Origin of the sequence: Xenorhabdus budapestensis, from assembly GCF_002632465.1 — a bacterium.
Lineage (GTDB): Bacteria > Pseudomonadota > Gammaproteobacteria > Enterobacterales > Enterobacteriaceae > Xenorhabdus > Xenorhabdus budapestensis.
This window is the reverse complement of the sequence record NZ_NIBS01000019.1, coordinates 57091-74481: the sequence shown is the minus strand read 5'-3', so window position 1 is coordinate 74481 and position 17391 is coordinate 57091. Positions and strand designations below refer to the sequence as shown.

The window sequence follows — 17391 nt, the reverse complement described above, 5'->3', positions numbered from 1 at the left end:
GCGCTCGCCTTCTTTCAGATCTCCTTCTCCATTTTCAGCTGTTTATTTTCTTTACGAAGCTGCAACAACTCCTGTCGCTCATCGGGGGTTAAAGCACCGAGTTTAGATTGCTCAACATAATGTTTCCGCCACGTATACAGGAGTTTTGTTGGAATACCTAAGGTTTCAGTTGCCTGTGGGACTGTATAGCCCTGTTCAACAACCAGATTGACCGCTTCTCTTTTAAAGTTATCGGTAAATTTTTGGGGTGATTTTCGTTTCATAAAGACACCTTAATTAAAGTCATTCTATTCCTTTACCAAAGTGTCCGAATTTATTAAAGCACAACAGTCTCCGTGAGCCGAAAATCCTAATCAACCTGAACTCTGTTTAAGAAAGGAAAGATAATATGGAAGCCAAGTTTTTATCGCTTTGGGATAATATTATGTTAAGACAACATTTTTTATAGAAGCGGTTAATGACCTTTATTTTTTTATTTCATGAAAACTCCACCATATCCCAAATTTTTTCTCTCTTTTTTCTTTGTACAAAACGGAATACTTTTGAAATGTTTTGTAGAATGCCTTCATTGGGCCAAATTCTGCGAAGGTCATAAACATTACCCCTTCATCTGTCAGATAGTTACGATACTGGCTAAGAAGAGTTTCTCCGTAACTTGATATGGTATGCCCTGAAAGGCTTTTTTCTGACCAAAACTCAGGAGAAATTGGCCCATTAGCAAATATATAATCATATTTACCTTCGACAGACTCAAAGAGATTACTATTCATAAAATGGATGTCAGTAATCTTATTCAGATAAGCATTATTTTTGGCATGATATAATATATGGTCATCGACATCTGTTGCTATTATCAAAGATGCACCATTTAGGGCAGAATAAATGGCAAGAACACCACTACCAGTTCCTATATCAAGAACTTTTTTCCCCATAAAATTATGATGCCTAATATTTTTTATAAGTAATGGTGTAGAATGCGTTTGTAATGGGGATGGAAGAAATGCTTGAGGAATAACAGATAAATTAATCCCTGCCAGTGATATTTTCACAGGGATTCCATTATTCATTCTTAATCTTTCCTGCTCCAACCACCATTTTATATAATTTTTGCTATTCTTATTCATAGTAAGCTCTTTTTGTTAAGATTATTTTCAATTATTAAGAATAGATACAGTCGAGAGTTTTTTATTTCACATGCTCCACCATACAAAGATTGGTGTTTATCACTTCATTATAATAAAAACTAATGACTAATAGAGATCTGTATAAGTCAAAACAGTTTCATTTCATAATGGTGGGAATAATGCTGGAAATTTGTTTGCAATCTCTGCACATTACTGTTTCTGTGGCTAAGCCTGTCTTTTGGGATATTGCTGCCACCAAGTCTATCAATATGCTGCTAATTGCCGCTATTACAGATTTTGTTATGGGAGGCTCTTCCTCGTTAGGTAGGTTAAAGCAGCTTTGTAAGTTTAATATACCAACCTGTAGTCGAGGTCCTCACTTTGGCTCAGTTCCAATAGGACAAATTTTTGGCTGATCGCGCCAATTGGGATTTGAAAGCCCATTTAAGTGGGAATGCCCACTTTGACGATAACTCATTGATATTAAATCAAGCTGCAAATATGCAGTCTGCTTGTATTTTAACCACCAGACTTATTGTCGGTTGGTTACCTCGTTGCATAGAGCAAGAACTGCCCCTCTTTAAGAGGTTCAGTTTGAGCACTGAAAATATCGGTATGCAAAATGATGAATATTTGTGCCGACGAAAAACGTCGATGCAAAATTCAATATCCGATAATCGAACTTTGAACGTAACTGATAGTTACTCGCAAATGACTTTGTGCATAAATGATATTGACTCACAAACTTTGCACACCTCTTTAAGAGGAGCACAAAAGAGTGAGGCAGAAACAAGGGGTTAAGTCGCTTTGTCCAGCCCCTTATGTCCAAGCAATACGTTGAAACACAATGCATTTATTGTGTTTGTCCAGCACATAAAGTAACCATAGAGGTATTCTCTGAGAACCAAAGTGAGGACCTCGGATAAATCAACGAGTTATCCAACTATGATGAAGATCACCACGGTTGCCACTGGTTATTGCTTCCGTGAGCGTGGTACAGATATGGCACAGTTATTGACAGTTATTTTTCGTATCTGTACCACCTTAATTGATTGATATAAAAGTAAAATATTCCAAGTGGTACAGATGGTACAGTTATTTCGTGTTTTTTTCGTTAGGGCGTGATTTTCGAATAAATTTGCTAAGTCTCTATTGTGAAAATCACAACGCAGGTGGGCTTGAGTTTAAGCCGTCATAGTAAAATCCTTATAAAACAACATGGTCAAAATCGTGACCATCTTTAAGGTGTGATATTCCACCTTGGGTATTGTGATTTCCGCAATACCTTTTGCTGAATGTAACTGAGTGACTCCATACGTATTACGTTCGCAGTGATTTAACTGACTGATTTTCATCATGAAGAAAAAACAAGATCATCTATAGGTGGTGGAAAATGGCACGAAGAAAGCAAAAGAATTCACAAGCTACAGCAGCCACGGTCACAGGAAAGATAACCGTTGCCCCCAAGCGCATCAAGTGCCAGACAGGGAAAGTAATGGCAGTCGCTACCATGCAGGTACAGAGCGATAAGCGCAGTGATTACCCGCTGCGTGTCGTGGGCTTTGATGAAATGGCGCTGTCGGTGATGCTGTTACAGAAAGGTCAGGTGATCACTGTTACGGGAAAGGCTTCTTACTGGCGGGGCTATCAGTTGGCTGTCATCTCAATAGGTTCCGACGCAATACGTCGCGACCTCTATAGCTCAGAGCGTTAAACGTACCAACCTATTTCATCTCACTGAATGCGATATTCGTCGTCAGTCATTAGCTCAGGACGTTTAGTGTATTGACTTCACTTCATTGATTGTGGGGATATCAGATGACGACAAAGGAAATGATTAATAAAGTGAAAGGTAACAAAATAATGCGGAGGTTCAACTACCGAGGATTTTCCGGTAGTTCGATAGCCACGGTGAGATTACGGAGAGGGTTATTCTTGGATGGCATAACAGTATTTGAATTACACTAAAGGTAAGCTATCCGTATTATCAATCTATACCACTAACAAATATGAGAGGTTCGATACATGGAGCAACACCACCAGCCATTTGAAGAAATAAAAAGAATTGATGAATCTGGTATCGAATTCTGGTCGGCTAGAGAGCTTTCTAAGCTTCTTGAATATTAAGAGTACCGTCACTTCACGCCTGTTTTAGAACGAGCTAAAGAGGCCTGCTCCCATAGCGGACACAATATTGAAGACCATTTCGAGGATGTCCTCGATATGGTCAATATTGGCTCAGGTGCACAAAGAAAATTAAAGGATGTAATACTGTCTCGCTATGCCTGCTACCTCGTTGTACAAAATGGCGATCCTAGCAAGCCAGTGATAGCGGCAGGGCAGACATATTTTGCGATTCAAACTAGACGGCAAGAGCTAGCAGATGATGCAACATTTAAAAGACTACGAGAAGATGAAAAGCGGCTATTCCTGCGCAATGAGCTAAAAGAGCATAACAAGCAGTTAGTTGAAACAGCCCAGCGAGCAGGCGTAGAAACAAATATTGATTTTGCCATTTTCCAAAATCACGGCTACCAAGGTTTATACGGTGGACTAGACCAGAAAGCAATCCACCAGCGAACCACCAGCGAAAAAGCTTAAAAAAATCACAGCGAATATTAGATCACATGGGGTCAACAGAGCTTGCTGCTAACTTGTTTAGAGCAACCCAAGCCGAGGAAAAGCTGAGACGAGATAACGTAAAAAGCAAAACACAAGCAAACCAGACTCATTTTGACGTTGGAAGAAAAGTAAGAGATACGATCCAAGAGTTGGGTGGAACAATGCCAGAGGATTTACCATCACCAGAGAAAAGCATCAAACAATTAGAAACGATAGCAAAGAAAAAACTCAAAAAGTAATCACATCGCTAATATGTGACTTTCATGATTGCACACATTTCAATCATCCCAGTGGTACACCTCGATTTAGCGTGTACCCAAGGGTATATTCCTAGAAAATATTGAATAGAACAAACCCAGTAATGGCGGGACTTCAAACTATCTACTCAATAAATAAATTCTCCAATCAAGCCAAAATGGTTAGAAATGTTGAATAATTATCTATAGAGTATCATCCGTAATTTAAGACTCTTTGCATCTCAGCATGAAGATCTTACGATACAAATTCACTACAGGATAACCCACATATGAGCACTCTCAAGAAGCGCAAAACAGATAGATAAGCCGCAGCAACCATAGTTTTTTCGGTTGTTGCGGCGTTCTCAGGAACCACTCAATTCTATGAGCACGCCGTCAATTCCTTAACTTTAGGAGATGGATTCGTGTACTCAAAAAATTTTTCCTGGCGATATTCTCTTACCGCCACAATATTATTGTTATCCCCATTCGATTTACTGGCATCACTGGGTATGGATATGTATCTGCCCGTCGTTCCTCTCATGGCCGATGTACTCGGTGCCGAAACAGGAACGATCCAGCTAACGTTGACGGTATACCTGGTTCTAATAGGAGTCGGTCAGCTTCTATTTGGCCCGCTGTCAGATCGGTTCGGCCGTCGTCCTGTTTTGCTTAGTGGTGGAATTGCTTACATCGTTGCTTCATTCGGCCTTGCCATAACTTTATCACCAGAAGTTTTTTTGGGCCTCCGAGTTATTCAAGCCTTTGGGGCTTCGGCATGTCTCGTAGCCATGTTTGCGGCTGTACGCGACATCTATTCGGGACGGAAGGAAAGCAATATCATCTATGGCTTGCTCGGCTCTATGCTTGCCATGGTTCCGGCAGTAGGCCCTTTGCTCGGAGCACTGATTAACACCTGGCTGGGGTGGCGTGCAATCTTTGGTTTACTAGGATGTGCAATGGTAGTCGCTGTTATTACAGCCTGGAAACTCTGTCCAGAAACCCGGCAGCAACGGGCGACAAGCTTACAGTGGTCGCAACTACTTCTTCCTGTAAAACGCCTAACTTTCTGGCTGTACACACTCTGCTACAGTGCAGGTTTCGGCAGCTTCTTCGTTTTCTTTTCGACTGCACCCTGGGTAATGATGGGCCGACAAGGATTATCACAGCTTACCTTCAGTTTGCTATTTGCAACTGTGGCTATCGCAATGATGGTGACTTCACGAATTGCAGGAGATTTGATTGTTCGGTGGGGAAGTCTGAATATGTTACGGATGGGAATGTGCTGCCTAATAGTAGGAGCACTGCTGCTGGCTGCTGGAGAGATACTCATACCTGAATCGGTATTTGGCTTCATCATCCCAATGTGGCTTGTTGGTGTTGGTATATCTACTGGAGCTTCTGTGGCACCTAATGGCGCCCTTCGAGGCTTCGATCATATCGCTGGTACTGTTACAGCACTCTATTTCTGCTTAGGGGGATTACTGTTAGGAGCAGTTGGGACGTTCACCATTACACTTTTATCCAATGCCACTACCTGGCCGATTATCGCTTATTGCCTGATTCTGGCAACAATCGTGCTTTGTCTGTCCTGCTTTATTAACAATGAAGGGCACAAACAACTGGATCAAAATCATTAAACGGATGATCTATGGATACCGCGATACGAATGATTTCTTTCTGAAGCCTCGTATCGCGTGTCCTGATAATATTCCATTTCAAGCAGTTGGTTTAAATTGAATTATTCAAATAATACAAATAGCAATACATTGTGTGAGTTATCAACAAAACCTGCCGAGTTTCGCCTCCGATAAAACTTCAACTACTGAATTCTCAATGTTGAAATTATCGATATGCCATATATACGATTTAAAATGCTCCCTAGTTATGGCGAAATGTATCGGCACGGAGAGCCAATTTCTTCCGTATTTGTTGAATCCACAATCAATGAAGTGATATCAAAGCGCATGGTGAAAGAAAACGCAGCAAATGCAATGGAGCCAACAGGGTGCACATAACTTACTGCAAACTCAATCCTAATTCATACCATTATTATAGTCCTTACCCGCTCCGAAAAACGCGGGTAAGAGAACACGAAAAAGGAATAAAGATGAGGGGTTATTGCAGGGAGAGCAGTTCGTCACGGCTCAGGCCGGTACTTTCCATAACTAGTTCGATACTGACACCGTTTTTTAACAGGCTACGCGCCATTTCTAATCGCGCCTCACGTTGACCTTCTTCCCTACCTTGCTGGAGGCCTTGTAAAATGCCTTGTTGAATGCCTTGTTGAATGCCTTCTTCCCGACCTTTTTCCTGTAATCGTTGAGCAATACTCATAATCACCTCCTGATGACTATCTGCCTGTTCAACCAGTTGCTGGATCACCTGTTCAAAATGCGGTGAATCCATCGTGATAAACAGGTAATTAAGGATAGTAACCACATCATTGTCACTATTATAATTGTGTTTAAGGGCCTGTGCCAATAGCGTGGTCACGACCTTAAACCCCTCCCGCAAATTTTTATGCTTCATCGCCAGTTCCATCACGGCGATTTTGCGATGATTCACCAGTTCGTTATCATCAATTACGGTCACATCAACTAACGGAAACGGATTAAAGTACATCTCTTCCGCCAATTCTGGCAACGAAAAGCATTGCGTCCAGGTCTGCTGGAAAGGATAAGGACTACTATCACCGTGGTAAAACAAAACGGGCACAACCAACGGCAGTTCCTTATTTCCCTGTTGCAGATGCTGATTCATGGCCATAAACGCATAATGCATCATTCGCCACGCCATCATTTTATCTGGAGTGGACTGGTGTTCAACAAGGACATAGATATAGCCATCCCCCTGTTGCGTTTGCACCGAATAGAGGACATCCGACATTCTCGAACGCAACTGTCGGTCAATGAATGAAGAATTGGTTAACGTTAATGTGCTAATGTCACACAGTTGCTTAATTTTTTCCGGCAGATGAATGTCAAAAAAATCTTTGGCGTTTTCAATCTGAGTCATGAACCCTTTGAAAGCCGCATCATGAGGTGTGGGTGTGGTCTTTTTATTCGTCATACTCGTCCGTTGCCATTTGAGGTTTCTCTTAGCATTGAAAATAGAGAGTATATACAAAGAACAACACTTTGAATGCGTGGCCCAGAATTTAATAAATATGGCTGACATACTGCAAATAACAAATATTTCTTATGCATTGGTTTTCTATAGAAAGCCAATGCACAGATTATACTATTTGCCTATTTTACGACTGTTCTACTGTAATCCTTGCTGATTTCCATGCAGTCAATAACGCCAATATTGGTGCAATAGAGAAAAGTAAAAATAACCAATGGGAAGAAGAAACGGCGCCCTCAATACCGCCGGGCTGATAAAATCCAAATATGTTGGTGACCATACCAGCCAATGCAGAGCCAAATGCTGTGGAAAATAGCTGAACGGTAGTAATAGATGAGCCGACAATGTTTTTATCAGTATCACTGGAAACCTGCAAAATGCGGGTCAACAAATGAGGCCAACCAAAACCGACACCAAAACCAAATAGCCCCAAGCCAAAAATTATCGGTAATATTATTTGCCACTCTCCCGCTGACTGATAGGGCAACATTACAAGCAATATCAACATACCAATAAACATGAAAGCAGGACCACTTACAATCGCAAAGCGAATTTTCTCACCCTGCCAACTAGCACTGAGCATTTCCCCAATCGTCCAACCAATTGCCGCAGTGGCAACCATATAACCAGAAACTAAAGGAGATTGCCCGTGCAGAATTTGCAGAAAATAGGGAACAAAAACATCACCCGCTAACCCTATCACTAAAAGTGATATAGTCGCGAATAAGATTAGATGGGGAGAGTGCCAACTCAACGCATTTTTTGGAAATAATTTTGCTGAAGTTCGGGGTTCATAGATAACCAATAAGGATACCAATATTACTGCTGTAACAATGCCAAGAATATTGATACGCACATCTTGTGACAAACTTCCTGAGGAAACTGCGAGTACAGAAGCGGATAACAGAACAATCTGCACAGCGGGTAAAGCTGTTTTCGTTGTATTCTCTACCTGTTTTTGGGGAAGAATCCGATAAGTGAATAAGGCGTACAACAAAGTAATAGGCAACATAATGCCAAACGCATAACGCCACACATTCATTTCAGCAAAAATGCCGCCAATAGCTGGCCCGATTAGAGTTGACACCCCCCATACTCCTGAAATTAATGCCATCGCTCGTGGCCAAAGCGATTGTGCAAACACCAGATTAATCATCGAATAGGAAAGTGCAAAGAGAAATCCGCCTCCAAGCCCCTGAATGGCTCTCCCAATCAGCATGATTTCCATTGTAGGTGCGAAAGTACAAAATAAACTGCCGATGAAAAAAACCAGGGCCGCAACCAAATAAGCATTTCTTGCGCCTGATGCACTCAGTAGTCTCGCTGAGAGTATCGATCCGATAATAGATGCCACAACAAACAGCGTTGTATTCCAGGCATAGAGGTTCAATCCCCCGATATCCTTTACTACAGAAGGCAAAATCGTAATCGCAATTAAAGTATTTACAGCCATCAATCCCACACCCAGTGAAAGCGCTATCGCACTCGGTGCATTTTTACTGGAAAACAGATCCCTCCAGCGATTTTCCTCAGTCATTACCATGATTATTATTCCTGAACTCAGGTTGAGTTGTGAAATTTGTTACGTTAAATTAAACAAGATAAATCTTGAAATAAATTACTGTCAGGTTCAACAATATGTCAAGCATAGACTTGGAAAATAGCATGATAACACTACAATCTGTGAGTGAACGATTATTGATGCTATTAAAAACGCGAGGCGCTATGCAAGCTGCTGATGCTGGTAAGATATTAGGCACCACAGCAGAAGCAGCCCGCCAACAGTTTGTGAAACTGGCTAAAGAGGGTCTGGTTGAAGGGCACTCAGAAATAAGGGGTGTCGGTCGTCCGATTCAGCTTTGGTATCTGACCGACAAAGGGAACGCTAAATTTCCCAATACTCATGCAGAATTAACCGTCCAGATGATTACAATTATCCGCAATCAATTGGGCGAATCAACTTTGGATTTAATTATCAAATCTCGTGAAAAAGAAGTTACTGATAATTATAAGACCGCAATGGAAGGAGCAACTGGATTACAGGAAAAAATTGAGCGTCTGGCTAAAATACGCTGCCAGGAAGGTTATATGGCTCAATATATCGTTCAGGAAGATAATTCAGTTTTGTTTATTGAAAATCACTGTCCAATCTGTGCTGCCGCCAGCATATGCCAGGGTTTTTGTCGCGCTGAACTCAAAATGTTTCGGGAAATTCTGCAAGCACAAGTGGAAAGAACTGAATATATTCTGAACGGTGCCCGACGCTGCGCTTACCGCATTACACCATCGAAATAGGCCAGATAAAGCTTACATATAAAACCTACACAATTGAGCCCGTGTAGGTTTTATTTGCATAATATTTACACTATGCCCAGGTTATTCTTTACCTGCCACAAATAACTGCTGGTAAATATAATGTTTATAGCTCTCCACCAGCGCTTTGTCCTGACAGTCATTAAGCGCACCACCACATAAATGACGCATCGTTATATTAGCCTGATAGAAAGGCGGAACTGTTAGCCGAGTCCTTTCCAAAATCATCCCTCCGAGAAAAGAAATATCTGTCAGCTTGCCGGTGGTCATAGGCGCTCCTTGTTGCAGATTATCCCGCATCGTAAATTGGGTCAGATACGCCGGATCGGGCAGTGAAGAGGAATACTGGTTAAAATGGATATTTGGTTGATGATCGCCAAATGAGAGAAAAACTGTCGGTTTATCTCGTTTAGTCACAAATTCACTGAATTCCTTGATAGACGGATCCGATGTCGTGATCTTTTCCATATAGTGGCTGAATTTTCCTACTGCTGATGAATCTTCAAGTTTGCCCGTCAATCCATAATCGTCGCTATGGTTCTCTTCATAAGGCCCATGCTCGTACATAGTCAGGGCGTAAATAAAGATAGGTTTATCCGTCTCCTTAGTCAGGATAGTTTTCACGTAAGACAATACATCTTGTGTCCTGATCTGCCACAAATTTTCATCCATACTTGCTGGATAACCCAACTCTTGTGGCTGGATAATGCGATCAATGCCCAGTGTCTGGTAAGCATGTCCGGCATGATAGGCAGATTTATTAAATGGCGTCAGTACCACAGTGTAATAGCCATTGTCTTTCATGGCACGAAACAGGCTATTTTGCAGATGATCAACCACAAAATAAAACACAGAATTTTTACCCGAACCGAAGTCATCAGTATCTAATCCAGTCAGGATAGAAAACTCTGATAGCCATGTTCCACCACCAAAGGTTTGCACCCGGAGTGGACTTTGCGCGCTAACCCCCGCATCGTGCTGAAACATAAAAAGGTCTGGTAACCGGGTATTCGTCGGTAACTGATAAATATGCGGATTAACCGTAGATTCCTGCAATAATACAACCACATCCGGTTTTACATCTGACTGTGGTTCAGGCAGAGTGACGTTTTTCGCCTGCTGCAAAAAATAATCCGCTGATATACCAAATTTAGGAGATTGATACTCTACATCTTTAGCTGACATAACCATATTGGTCATGGTTCCACGTCCTTTGGGTAATTCAGCCTGCCATTCGTTATGGTAAGCATTGACGGTAAGATTGACACTCCCAACACCGGCAGCAACCAATACAACACTCAACGCCCGCCATTTTAGTCCTCGCACCGGATTTGCGCTTCTCCAGCTTAGGAACATATTGAAGATTAACCAAACCAGCATCGCTACTACCGCAAGACCGGCTAACCAATAGTGGCGCAGTGTTTCCTGATTTGAAGGATCGAGCATAATATTCAAATCAGAGAACATCAGTTGGTCTTTATAGTAATGAATTTTTAGCTGGTTAAGGAACTTGATGATAATAAAAAGGGTTCCGGTAAATACTGCGGAAAACAACCAACGTGCTGAAATAAGAAATACCAGTCCGAAGAGGGTACTAAATACACCAACAGAAACTAACGCGGGGTAGATATCAGCACTTTTTTCAAATACTAATACCAGGGCTGCGATCAGTAATATCCCCAAATAGACCCCTGAGATTATTTTTTTCTTCATACTCTACTGTATTCCATGCATGAGTCCAGTTTCACATCAGCCGATGAAAATAGCACAGGTCTCTCGATATACTGTAGACAAAATAAAGCCATTTTTTCAGTACCTAGTGTGCCAACCTGGCAGATAAAGCTAAGTTTAAAAAAATCTATCACCATGATTCCATTGTTAATACTATGCTGATTAATTCAATCGGAATTAACTATTAAATTTGAAATTTGTTGAAGAATTTGGCGATCATAGTGACAAATAAGGGTATTATCAGAATGAAATGCTGTTAATAACTATATTTACAATCTAGGTTAGATTAGATTGGACAGTACAATCATGATTATTCTTATTGATTAATATATTGAAAATAGAAGAGATTGATGATGAAACTAACACCTGAAAAATTATTCTCCGCGATAGAAGAATATGCCCTCCAGCCTGAGAAACAACGGCATTTAACCCCACGACAAGTACAGTGGTTTGCCAATCCAGAGAATGTCTTTTTGATGATCACTACGGCATTAACTCTACCTAAGGAAACTATGGATGATATAGGAGACAGCGTTCAAGATTGGATTGAAGTTGCCATCTCAGAGCTCGCGTTAATAGCTGTCAATTCACCTAAGGAAGTCAAACAACAATTTGAACAAGCTATTGAGCTAATTCTAAATTATGCTAAAGAAAACTTCGAACTGCATAGTGAGAACGTATTGTTATGTTCTTCAATCTTGAAGAGATACCAGTTTCACATCAAAACTGACATCGCTCATCTGCTGGATATTATAAAGCATACCGATAACACAAATGTGGCTTCTTTTCCCCAAAAGCCCCCCAAATTAAAACAACTGATTCATGAGCTTAGTCTTCAATCCGGTATCGAATTCATTGAATTTTTCGAAGATGGTTTTTCTGTTGCGCCTCTTGAAGTGTTACACCATTTACTTTCGGAAGTGATTCAGTATTCATGGGGCATTGATGCACTACTTTTGCTGACTCAATACTTTGAGGAACCAATAGCGCTTACCAGTGCACAGGTGCTGGATCAATGTCCTTCTTCTGCTTGGAAAAATTTATCCTACTTGCAGCTTATAAACCTGTGTGCTCGCTTCAACCGCCATCCTTCAATTAAACACTATATGAAGCGATGGAAAAAACGCGCACTGACACACCATAAAGCACGGACGACAGCAGAAATATACGAACTATATGCCACCCACGTTGATGGCAATGATTGTGCCAGTATGATGATGAAAGCCATACTGGATGGTCAGGAATACCAGATAAGTATGATGCTGGATTTTAAATCTGGTATCCGGGAAACCTTATTGGATACCGCCCCTGACCAAACACTCAGTGAGTTAATAGCACAATTAAGCACCGATACCAATGTTGAATTTACGCTTGTTTCTCCAGACTGGCTGCAACAAGTGCTACCATGGATCTTTTCCGTTCAGCAAACGACAAACACGCCTCTCGACCTTTATTCACTTTATTGGTTGTCACAATTGCCTATCGACTGGACTCAACCAGAAGAGTTTGATCTTGAGCGATGGAGCCAGAAATTGGGTTATGAGATAAACCCGAAGCGGCAAGAGCAGAGTCGCCTCGGTTACTTCAGCCTCGGCCAAGCTGTTCAATCAGCGCTCATGATGAGTTGGCTGGCACCAGAAGAATGTATATTGAAAGCGAAAAAGCCCAGAGACTTGTTGAAACTCTACTATTATGCAAACAAGAACGTGTTTACCGGGCGTCTGACTTACTCCGCCGCTGTCGAGAGATATAAGCTACCACCAGAAGAGAAACGCTTGACGAATGAATATCTGGATTTGGCTCATGCACTCCACGATCCCGCGATAAACCGTAAGAGATTTGGTTTATTTGATACCCTGTCTGAATTCAGTTTTCAGCTCTTTACCATGGATCTGGACGACCTCTCGGCTTCAGTCCCACCGCAAGGGCTGGTTATCAAAATCAGCTTACTGGAAGCAAGCCCTGCTGTCTGGCGTCGGGTTCATATCAGTAACCAGATGACGCTGAATGAATTTCATGATGTGATACAAAATGTCATGGGATGGGAAAATATGCACCTGTTTCGTTTTGATCTTGGGGGAATAGAAATCCCGGAAGAAAATTATGACCAGGTATGTATTGGTTTATTCTTACGTGATATTGGCGATGAGCTCAACTACCAGTATGACTTTGGAGATGACTGGCTCCATCTGGTGACAGTAGAGAAGGTACTTGAAAAAGATATCCTTCAGCCTAGGGTTACCACAGGTAACGGGGTATGCCCGACTGAAGATTCTGGCGGTGTTTGGGAATGGAATTATTTACTCAAGTTGAGAAAGAGAAAAATCCTGACCGAAGACGATGCAGAGCATTTGGAGTATATCGGCTTGTCTCCAAGTGAGTCACTTGAACCTTTTGATAAACAAGAAGCGAATCGTAGACTCAGAAAACTATTCGAATAAAGAGCTGTTCAAGCAATAAAGTCAGTAAGACCAGAGAAGAAAATAGTCTCTGGTATTTTTACTGACAGCTCAAACGCCGGATTGAGCCGACGATATTCAGTCAACAGCATCATAAATTAATCCGATGGAGAATGAAGCAGATGGATAACGCAAGGTCAGGAAACCACTTAATCATTGATAAGATTTGCGGTACTTCCCGTATCTATGTACAACAAAAAAATCATCTGAGCAGCCCCGCACAGGATTGGGTGGCAGAAGAAGTCCCCATTGCCTTAGTTTACAACGGCATTTCTCATGTTGTGATGATGGCAAGTCCGAAAGATCTCGAACATTTCGCAATCGGCTTCTCATTATCGGAAGGGCTCATCATTTCTCCACAGGAAATTCGTGGTATTGATTCAGTCATCAGTTGTCACGGCGGCATTGAATTACATATCGAACTCTCCAGTCGCCGTTTTGCTGAATTGAAAGAGCGCCGTCGCAGTATGGCAGGCAGAACGGGTTGCGGTATTTGTGGCACTGAACAGCTATCTGAAATATTTCGCCCAATCACTCCCCTGTCCTTTACACAAAATTTCTCATTAAGCTGTCTGGATCAGGCGCTTTCACAATTACCCCGTCTGCAAGATATCGGCGCAATAACGGGTTGTACCCATGCTGCTGGTTGGGTTGACGCAGAAGGATATTTACTGGGTGGATGCGAAGACGTTGGTCGCCATGTTGCATTGGATAAGTTACTGGGAATGCGATCAAAAACAGGCTGGCAGCAAGGGGCAGTTTTGGTTTCCAGCCGGGCCAGTTACGAAATGGTGCAAAAATCCGCCAATTGTGGCGTGGAAATATTGTTTGCAGTTTCTGCCGCTACTTCACTTGCAATCGAAGTAGCGGAAAAATGTAACCTGACACTGGTAGGTTTCTGTAAGCCGGGACGAGCAACAGTATACACACACCCTCAACGGTTAAAAGATTAATCAAGGCTATGAAACACCCATCCCTTGCAACCCCGCTGCAAGCAGCCGGGTATCGAAAACCATTAGTTTACGCCGCAAGCGGTGGGGAATTAGACCCTAAGAGATTAAACAGATATTAGATTGATAAATATAAAGATATTCTTAATGGAATTCGAGTTATACTCACGTAAAAAAGAGCTTCTCCGAGTATAAGTAACTATTTCACTACATAAAATTAGATTATTAATACCACAATAATATAAAGTAATTAAGTTTACTAACCTCACATTTTTGACAAAAAGAAAATTGTTCCCCATCTATCAAAAAAAATAAAAATCAAATAAATTTATCACGTTACATAAAAATCACCTTTAGCCACCCCACAACACAAAAACAAACAATAATTATTATCATTTACATTACCATATGAAAGGTGTAATTTTCTTTGCGCAATAAATCAGTTCGTTTTTCATGATGGGGTAAAAAGGACCCCCTGATCCAAACGAGGATAATAATGAGAAAGATTAAAGTATTAGTCGCCGCTATAGGCGTATTAGGATTTATGGCGCAGGCTCAGGCAGCAGTAGGATTTGGTCAGAGTCAAGTAAGTACACCATCATATATTAAGGTTGGCAAAACTAAGGCGGGTTCAGGTCCACATGGTGGTAGTGGTGGAGAACCGGGTATAGGTGTCAGTTCTGTCTACGGTGGTCAAATCACTGGGTTTGCTGGTCTGACCCGTATGGCTCCAGCCGATAATAATGGCATTCATAATATCTCAATGGTGGGTGCTCCGGGTACACACAGTGGTATGGGTGTATTCCATTTCAGCAAAGTTGCCAATGCGGATGTTTACTTTGGTGAATGGTCGTCTGGTCAGGAAAGTGATAATTCCCATACAGTTTATTACGCTGGCAAGGATATCACTACCAACATTCCAACCGATGGTACAGCGACTTATTCAGTGACAGGCCTTAACCAATACGACGGTAATAATGCCCTAACAGGTACATTTACTGCAGATTTTGGTGAAAGAACACTGGTTGGTTCGATGTCAAATACTGCAATGACAATAAATATTGATGCCGATATCTATGCCGATGCTAAGTTTGAGGGCGACGCTAACATTGGCAACCTTGCCGGGACAACAGAAGGTCACTTCTTTGGCGATAATGCATCCAGTCTGGCTGGATATGCCAAATTTGACGGTGACAGCACCAAAGATACCGCCTTCGGTGGTACTAAACAGTAATTGTTAATTCTTCAGAGAACAGTGCCCTAAATGGGTACCGTTCTCTGTTTTTATTTTTTCTAGTAGCATGAACTTTGTGATCTGGTTTCCCCAATGTTTGACAATAGAAAAACGCCAATATTATTAACAGCATTGATAGCCTTATGCTTTTCTTTATCCACTTATGCTGATGAAGATACCTCACGTAAAATCTGGCAAGAGGCACAACATAATCAACAGGAAAAAGAAACCAATCTGATTACCCCTGACCCCATTTTTACCGAGGACAACGCTTCATCTATTGTCATTAATGGGCAAACATTTCAGGTAGAAAATAATCTAAATGATATCGGTCAGACTCTCTATCTTGCCGTCAATCATCGACAATGGTCAGATGTAAGTCGTTTTCTCGCAGCTTACCAAAAATTATCAGGGCATGATGTTATGTTGATAAATTTTGCCCAGGGTGGGCTGGCACGTTTTGAAGGTGATTTGGATCTTGCTGCTTATCATTATCAACAAATCCTGAACCAACAACCCGATTTTCCTCGCATCAAACTAGAATTAGCTCGTGTTTATTTTGAAGATCATAAAAACCGGGAAGCCGAAGACCTGTTCTCAGAATTGAGTGAACCGCAACAGTTACCAGAAGCGGTTTTAAAGAACATTAACAGTTACCTGAAAGCCATAAAACTGAGAAATGGTTGGCGTGGCTCATTCTCTGCCGGTTATGCCTATAACGATAACGTCAATATGTCTCCTGATCAGGAAAGCTTCTCTCAGCATTATGACCCAAAGAATAACCGATTCTTTCAAGGTCAAGTCCCCAGAGCTATCAAGGCGTGGGGTATGTCTTATGATGCTACATTAAACCGGCGCTACCAGCTTATCGGCCATCACGGTATTTTTGGGCGTGGCCTGATTTACGGCGAAAACTATCGTGACTACCACGATGAGAACGAAAACACTTTCCAGCTAATCGGTGGCTACAATTATAAAAACAGGAACCACAATATCTCTTTTGGCCCTGTGTTTGAATATAAGCAGCGTGCTGGTGATACCTTTTATCGCGCCACAGGTCTCAAAACTGAGTGGAGATGGGGAATTACCTCCCAAACAGCTCTTAATATTGAACTTGAGCACAAACAATTGCGCCATCAGCAACATTACCGCAGGAAAGATGGTGAACTCACCTCTTCTTACCTCACTTTATCCCACGCCATCAACAAAGAATTTATCCTGTTTGGCGGCGGTGACTGGGTTTACCGAGATAACGATCTGCATCCCGCAGACCGTTATCAACAATGGGGTGGACGTGCCGGGATTGCCGGTCAAATCTACCCCGGTATCAATGGCTCACTGTTTGCCACACTGCGGGATCGGCGTTTTGGCGCTTACAGCCCGATGCTTAGGGCCAGACGTCAGGATACGGAGCAAATTTACACTGCTGTTATCAAAATTCCTGCCGCTGAAATATTGGGCATGACTCCCTCTGTGACTTTCCGCCACCGACGCAATCACAGCAATGTGGATTGGCTGTACAGCTTTAACAAAAACGAAGTGCTAATCAGGCTGGAAAAATATTTTTAAGCAAAATCTGATGATTTTCATTGG

14 protein-coding genes and 2 pseudogenes are annotated in these 17391 nt (G+C 41.8%); 11 read left to right on the top strand and 5 right to left on the bottom strand.

Annotated elements, in window-relative coordinates; translation table 11 throughout:
* Window positions 1-14: 14 nt before the first annotated feature.
* Window positions 15-263 carry a transposase gene (locus tag Xbud_RS14965; protein WP_099136795.1) on the bottom strand — a complete coding sequence of 83 codons (249 nt, stop codon included), beginning with the start codon at window positions 261-263 and terminating at the stop codon, window positions 15-17.
* A 201-nt stretch (window positions 264-464) separates the two neighbouring features.
* Window positions 465-1124 carry a methyltransferase gene (locus tag Xbud_RS14960; protein WP_099136794.1) on the bottom strand — a complete coding sequence of 220 codons (660 nt, stop codon included), beginning with the start codon at window positions 1122-1124 and terminating at the stop codon, window positions 465-467.
* A gap of 179 nt (window positions 1125-1303) precedes the next feature.
* Here Xbud_RS14960 and Xbud_RS14955 point away from each other — a divergent pair, with 179 nt between their 5' ends.
* From Xbud_RS14955 to Xbud_RS14930, 6 genes and pseudogenes are all read left to right on the top strand, one after another.
* Window positions 1304-1540, top strand: coding sequence for a hypothetical protein (locus Xbud_RS14955; RefSeq protein WP_099136793.1), 237 nt, complete (start codon window positions 1304-1306; stop codon window positions 1538-1540).
* Window positions 1533-1925 carry a hypothetical protein gene (locus Xbud_RS14950; protein ID WP_099136792.1) on the top strand — a complete coding sequence of 131 codons (393 nt, stop codon included), beginning with the start codon at window positions 1533-1535 and terminating at the stop codon, window positions 1923-1925. The genes Xbud_RS14955 and Xbud_RS14950 overlap by 8 nt, the downstream gene beginning before the upstream one ends.
* A 592-nt stretch (window positions 1926-2517) precedes the next feature.
* Window positions 2518-2838 (top strand): hypothetical protein, encoded by a 321-nt coding sequence (locus tag Xbud_RS14945; protein WP_099136791.1) that lies wholly within the window; start codon window positions 2518-2520, stop codon window positions 2836-2838.
* 311 nt (window positions 2839-3149) lie between these two features.
* Window positions 3150-3985: pseudogene (gene dinD, locus Xbud_RS14940) on the top strand (DNA damage-inducible protein D).
* Window positions 3986-4320: 335 nt separating this feature from the next.
* Window positions 4321-5622, top strand: a complete 1302-nt coding sequence (gene cml, locus Xbud_RS14935; protein ID WP_145956644.1) for a CmlA/FloR family chloramphenicol efflux MFS transporter — start codon at window positions 4321-4323, stop codon at window positions 5620-5622.
* A gap of 234 nt (window positions 5623-5856) precedes the next feature.
* A pseudogene (locus Xbud_RS14930) lies at window positions 5857-6019 on the top strand (ISKra4 family transposase); the annotation flags it as partial.
* An 81-nt stretch (window positions 6020-6100) separates the two neighbouring features.
* Here Xbud_RS14930 and Xbud_RS14925 read toward each other — a convergent pair.
* Both Xbud_RS14925 and Xbud_RS14920 read right to left on the bottom strand, forming a co-directional pair.
* Window positions 6101-7054, bottom strand: coding sequence for an Rpn family recombination-promoting nuclease/putative transposase (locus tag Xbud_RS14925; RefSeq protein ID WP_099136789.1), 954 nt, complete (start codon window positions 7052-7054; stop codon window positions 6101-6103).
* A 184-nt stretch (window positions 7055-7238) separates the two neighbouring features.
* Window positions 7239-8654 carry an MFS transporter gene (locus Xbud_RS14920; protein ID WP_099136788.1) on the bottom strand — a complete coding sequence of 472 codons (1416 nt, stop codon included), beginning with the start codon at window positions 8652-8654 and terminating at the stop codon, window positions 7239-7241.
* Window positions 8655-8749: 95 nt separating this feature from the next.
* Here Xbud_RS14920 and Xbud_RS14915 point away from each other — a divergent pair, with 95 nt between their 5' ends.
* Window positions 8750-9406: a helix-turn-helix transcriptional regulator gene (locus Xbud_RS14915; RefSeq protein ID WP_099136787.1), complete on the top strand. Its 657-nt coding sequence runs from the start codon at window positions 8750-8752 to the stop codon at window positions 9404-9406.
* An 81-nt stretch (window positions 9407-9487) separates the two neighbouring features.
* Here the strand turns inward: Xbud_RS14915 and Xbud_RS14910 are convergent, their stop codons facing one another.
* Window positions 9488-11137 carry an LTA synthase family protein gene (locus Xbud_RS14910; protein WP_099136786.1) on the bottom strand — a complete coding sequence of 550 codons (1650 nt, stop codon included), beginning with the start codon at window positions 11135-11137 and terminating at the stop codon, window positions 9488-9490.
* A 368-nt stretch (window positions 11138-11505) separates the two neighbouring features.
* On the opposite strand from Xbud_RS14910, the gene Xbud_RS14905 reads away from it, so the two are divergent.
* From Xbud_RS14905 to Xbud_RS14890, 4 genes are all read left to right on the top strand, one after another.
* Window positions 11506-13596, top strand: coding sequence for a plasmid pRiA4b ORF-3 family protein (locus Xbud_RS14905; RefSeq protein WP_244589981.1), 2091 nt, complete (start codon window positions 11506-11508; stop codon window positions 13594-13596).
* 140 nt (window positions 13597-13736) lie between these two features.
* Window positions 13737-14567, top strand: coding sequence for a formate dehydrogenase accessory sulfurtransferase FdhD (gene fdhD, locus Xbud_RS14900; protein ID WP_099136785.1), 831 nt, complete (start codon window positions 13737-13739; stop codon window positions 14565-14567).
* Between the two features lie 493 nt (window positions 14568-15060).
* Window positions 15061-15798, top strand: a complete 738-nt coding sequence (locus tag Xbud_RS14895) for a Slam-dependent surface lipoprotein (protein ID WP_099136784.1) — start codon at window positions 15061-15063, stop codon at window positions 15796-15798.
* Between the two features lie 93 nt (window positions 15799-15891).
* Complete coding sequence (locus Xbud_RS14890; protein ID WP_099136783.1) at window positions 15892-17367, top strand: surface lipoprotein assembly modifier; 1476 nt, start codon at window positions 15892-15894, stop codon at window positions 17365-17367.
* The last annotated feature ends 24 nt before the right edge of the window (window positions 17368-17391 follow it).

Coding starts and splice junctions, on each gene's coding strand:
- Xbud_RS14890 (WP_099136783.1), top strand. CDS start 15,892: ATGTTTGACAATAGAAAAACGCCAATATTATTAACAGCATTGATAGCC.
- Xbud_RS14960 (WP_099136794.1), bottom strand. CDS start 1,124: ATGAATAAGAATAGCAAAAATTATATAAAATGGTGGTTGGAGCAGGAA.
- Xbud_RS14945 (WP_099136791.1), top strand. CDS start 2,518: ATGGCACGAAGAAAGCAAAAGAATTCACAAGCTACAGCAGCCACGGTC.
- Xbud_RS14955 (WP_099136793.1), top strand. CDS start 1,304: ATGCTGGAAATTTGTTTGCAATCTCTGCACATTACTGTTTCTGTGGCT.
- Xbud_RS14915 (WP_099136787.1), top strand. CDS start 8,750: ATGTCAAGCATAGACTTGGAAAATAGCATGATAACACTACAATCTGTG.
- Xbud_RS14905 (WP_244589981.1), top strand. CDS start 11,506: ATGATGAAACTAACACCTGAAAAATTATTCTCCGCGATAGAAGAATAT.
- Xbud_RS14910 (WP_099136786.1), bottom strand. CDS start 11,137: ATGAAGAAAAAAATAATCTCAGGGGTCTATTTGGGGATATTACTGATC.
- Xbud_RS14895 (WP_099136784.1), top strand. CDS start 15,061: ATGAGAAAGATTAAAGTATTAGTCGCCGCTATAGGCGTATTAGGATTT.
- Xbud_RS14925 (WP_099136789.1), bottom strand. CDS start 7,054: ATGACGAATAAAAAGACCACACCCACACCTCATGATGCGGCTTTCAAA.
- Xbud_RS14965 (WP_099136795.1), bottom strand. CDS start 263: ATGAAACGAAAATCACCCCAAAAATTTACCGATAACTTTAAAAGAGAA.
- Xbud_RS14920 (WP_099136788.1), bottom strand. CDS start 8,654: ATGGTAATGACTGAGGAAAATCGCTGGAGGGATCTGTTTTCCAGTAAA.
- fdhD (WP_099136785.1), top strand. CDS start 13,737: ATGGATAACGCAAGGTCAGGAAACCACTTAATCATTGATAAGATTTGC.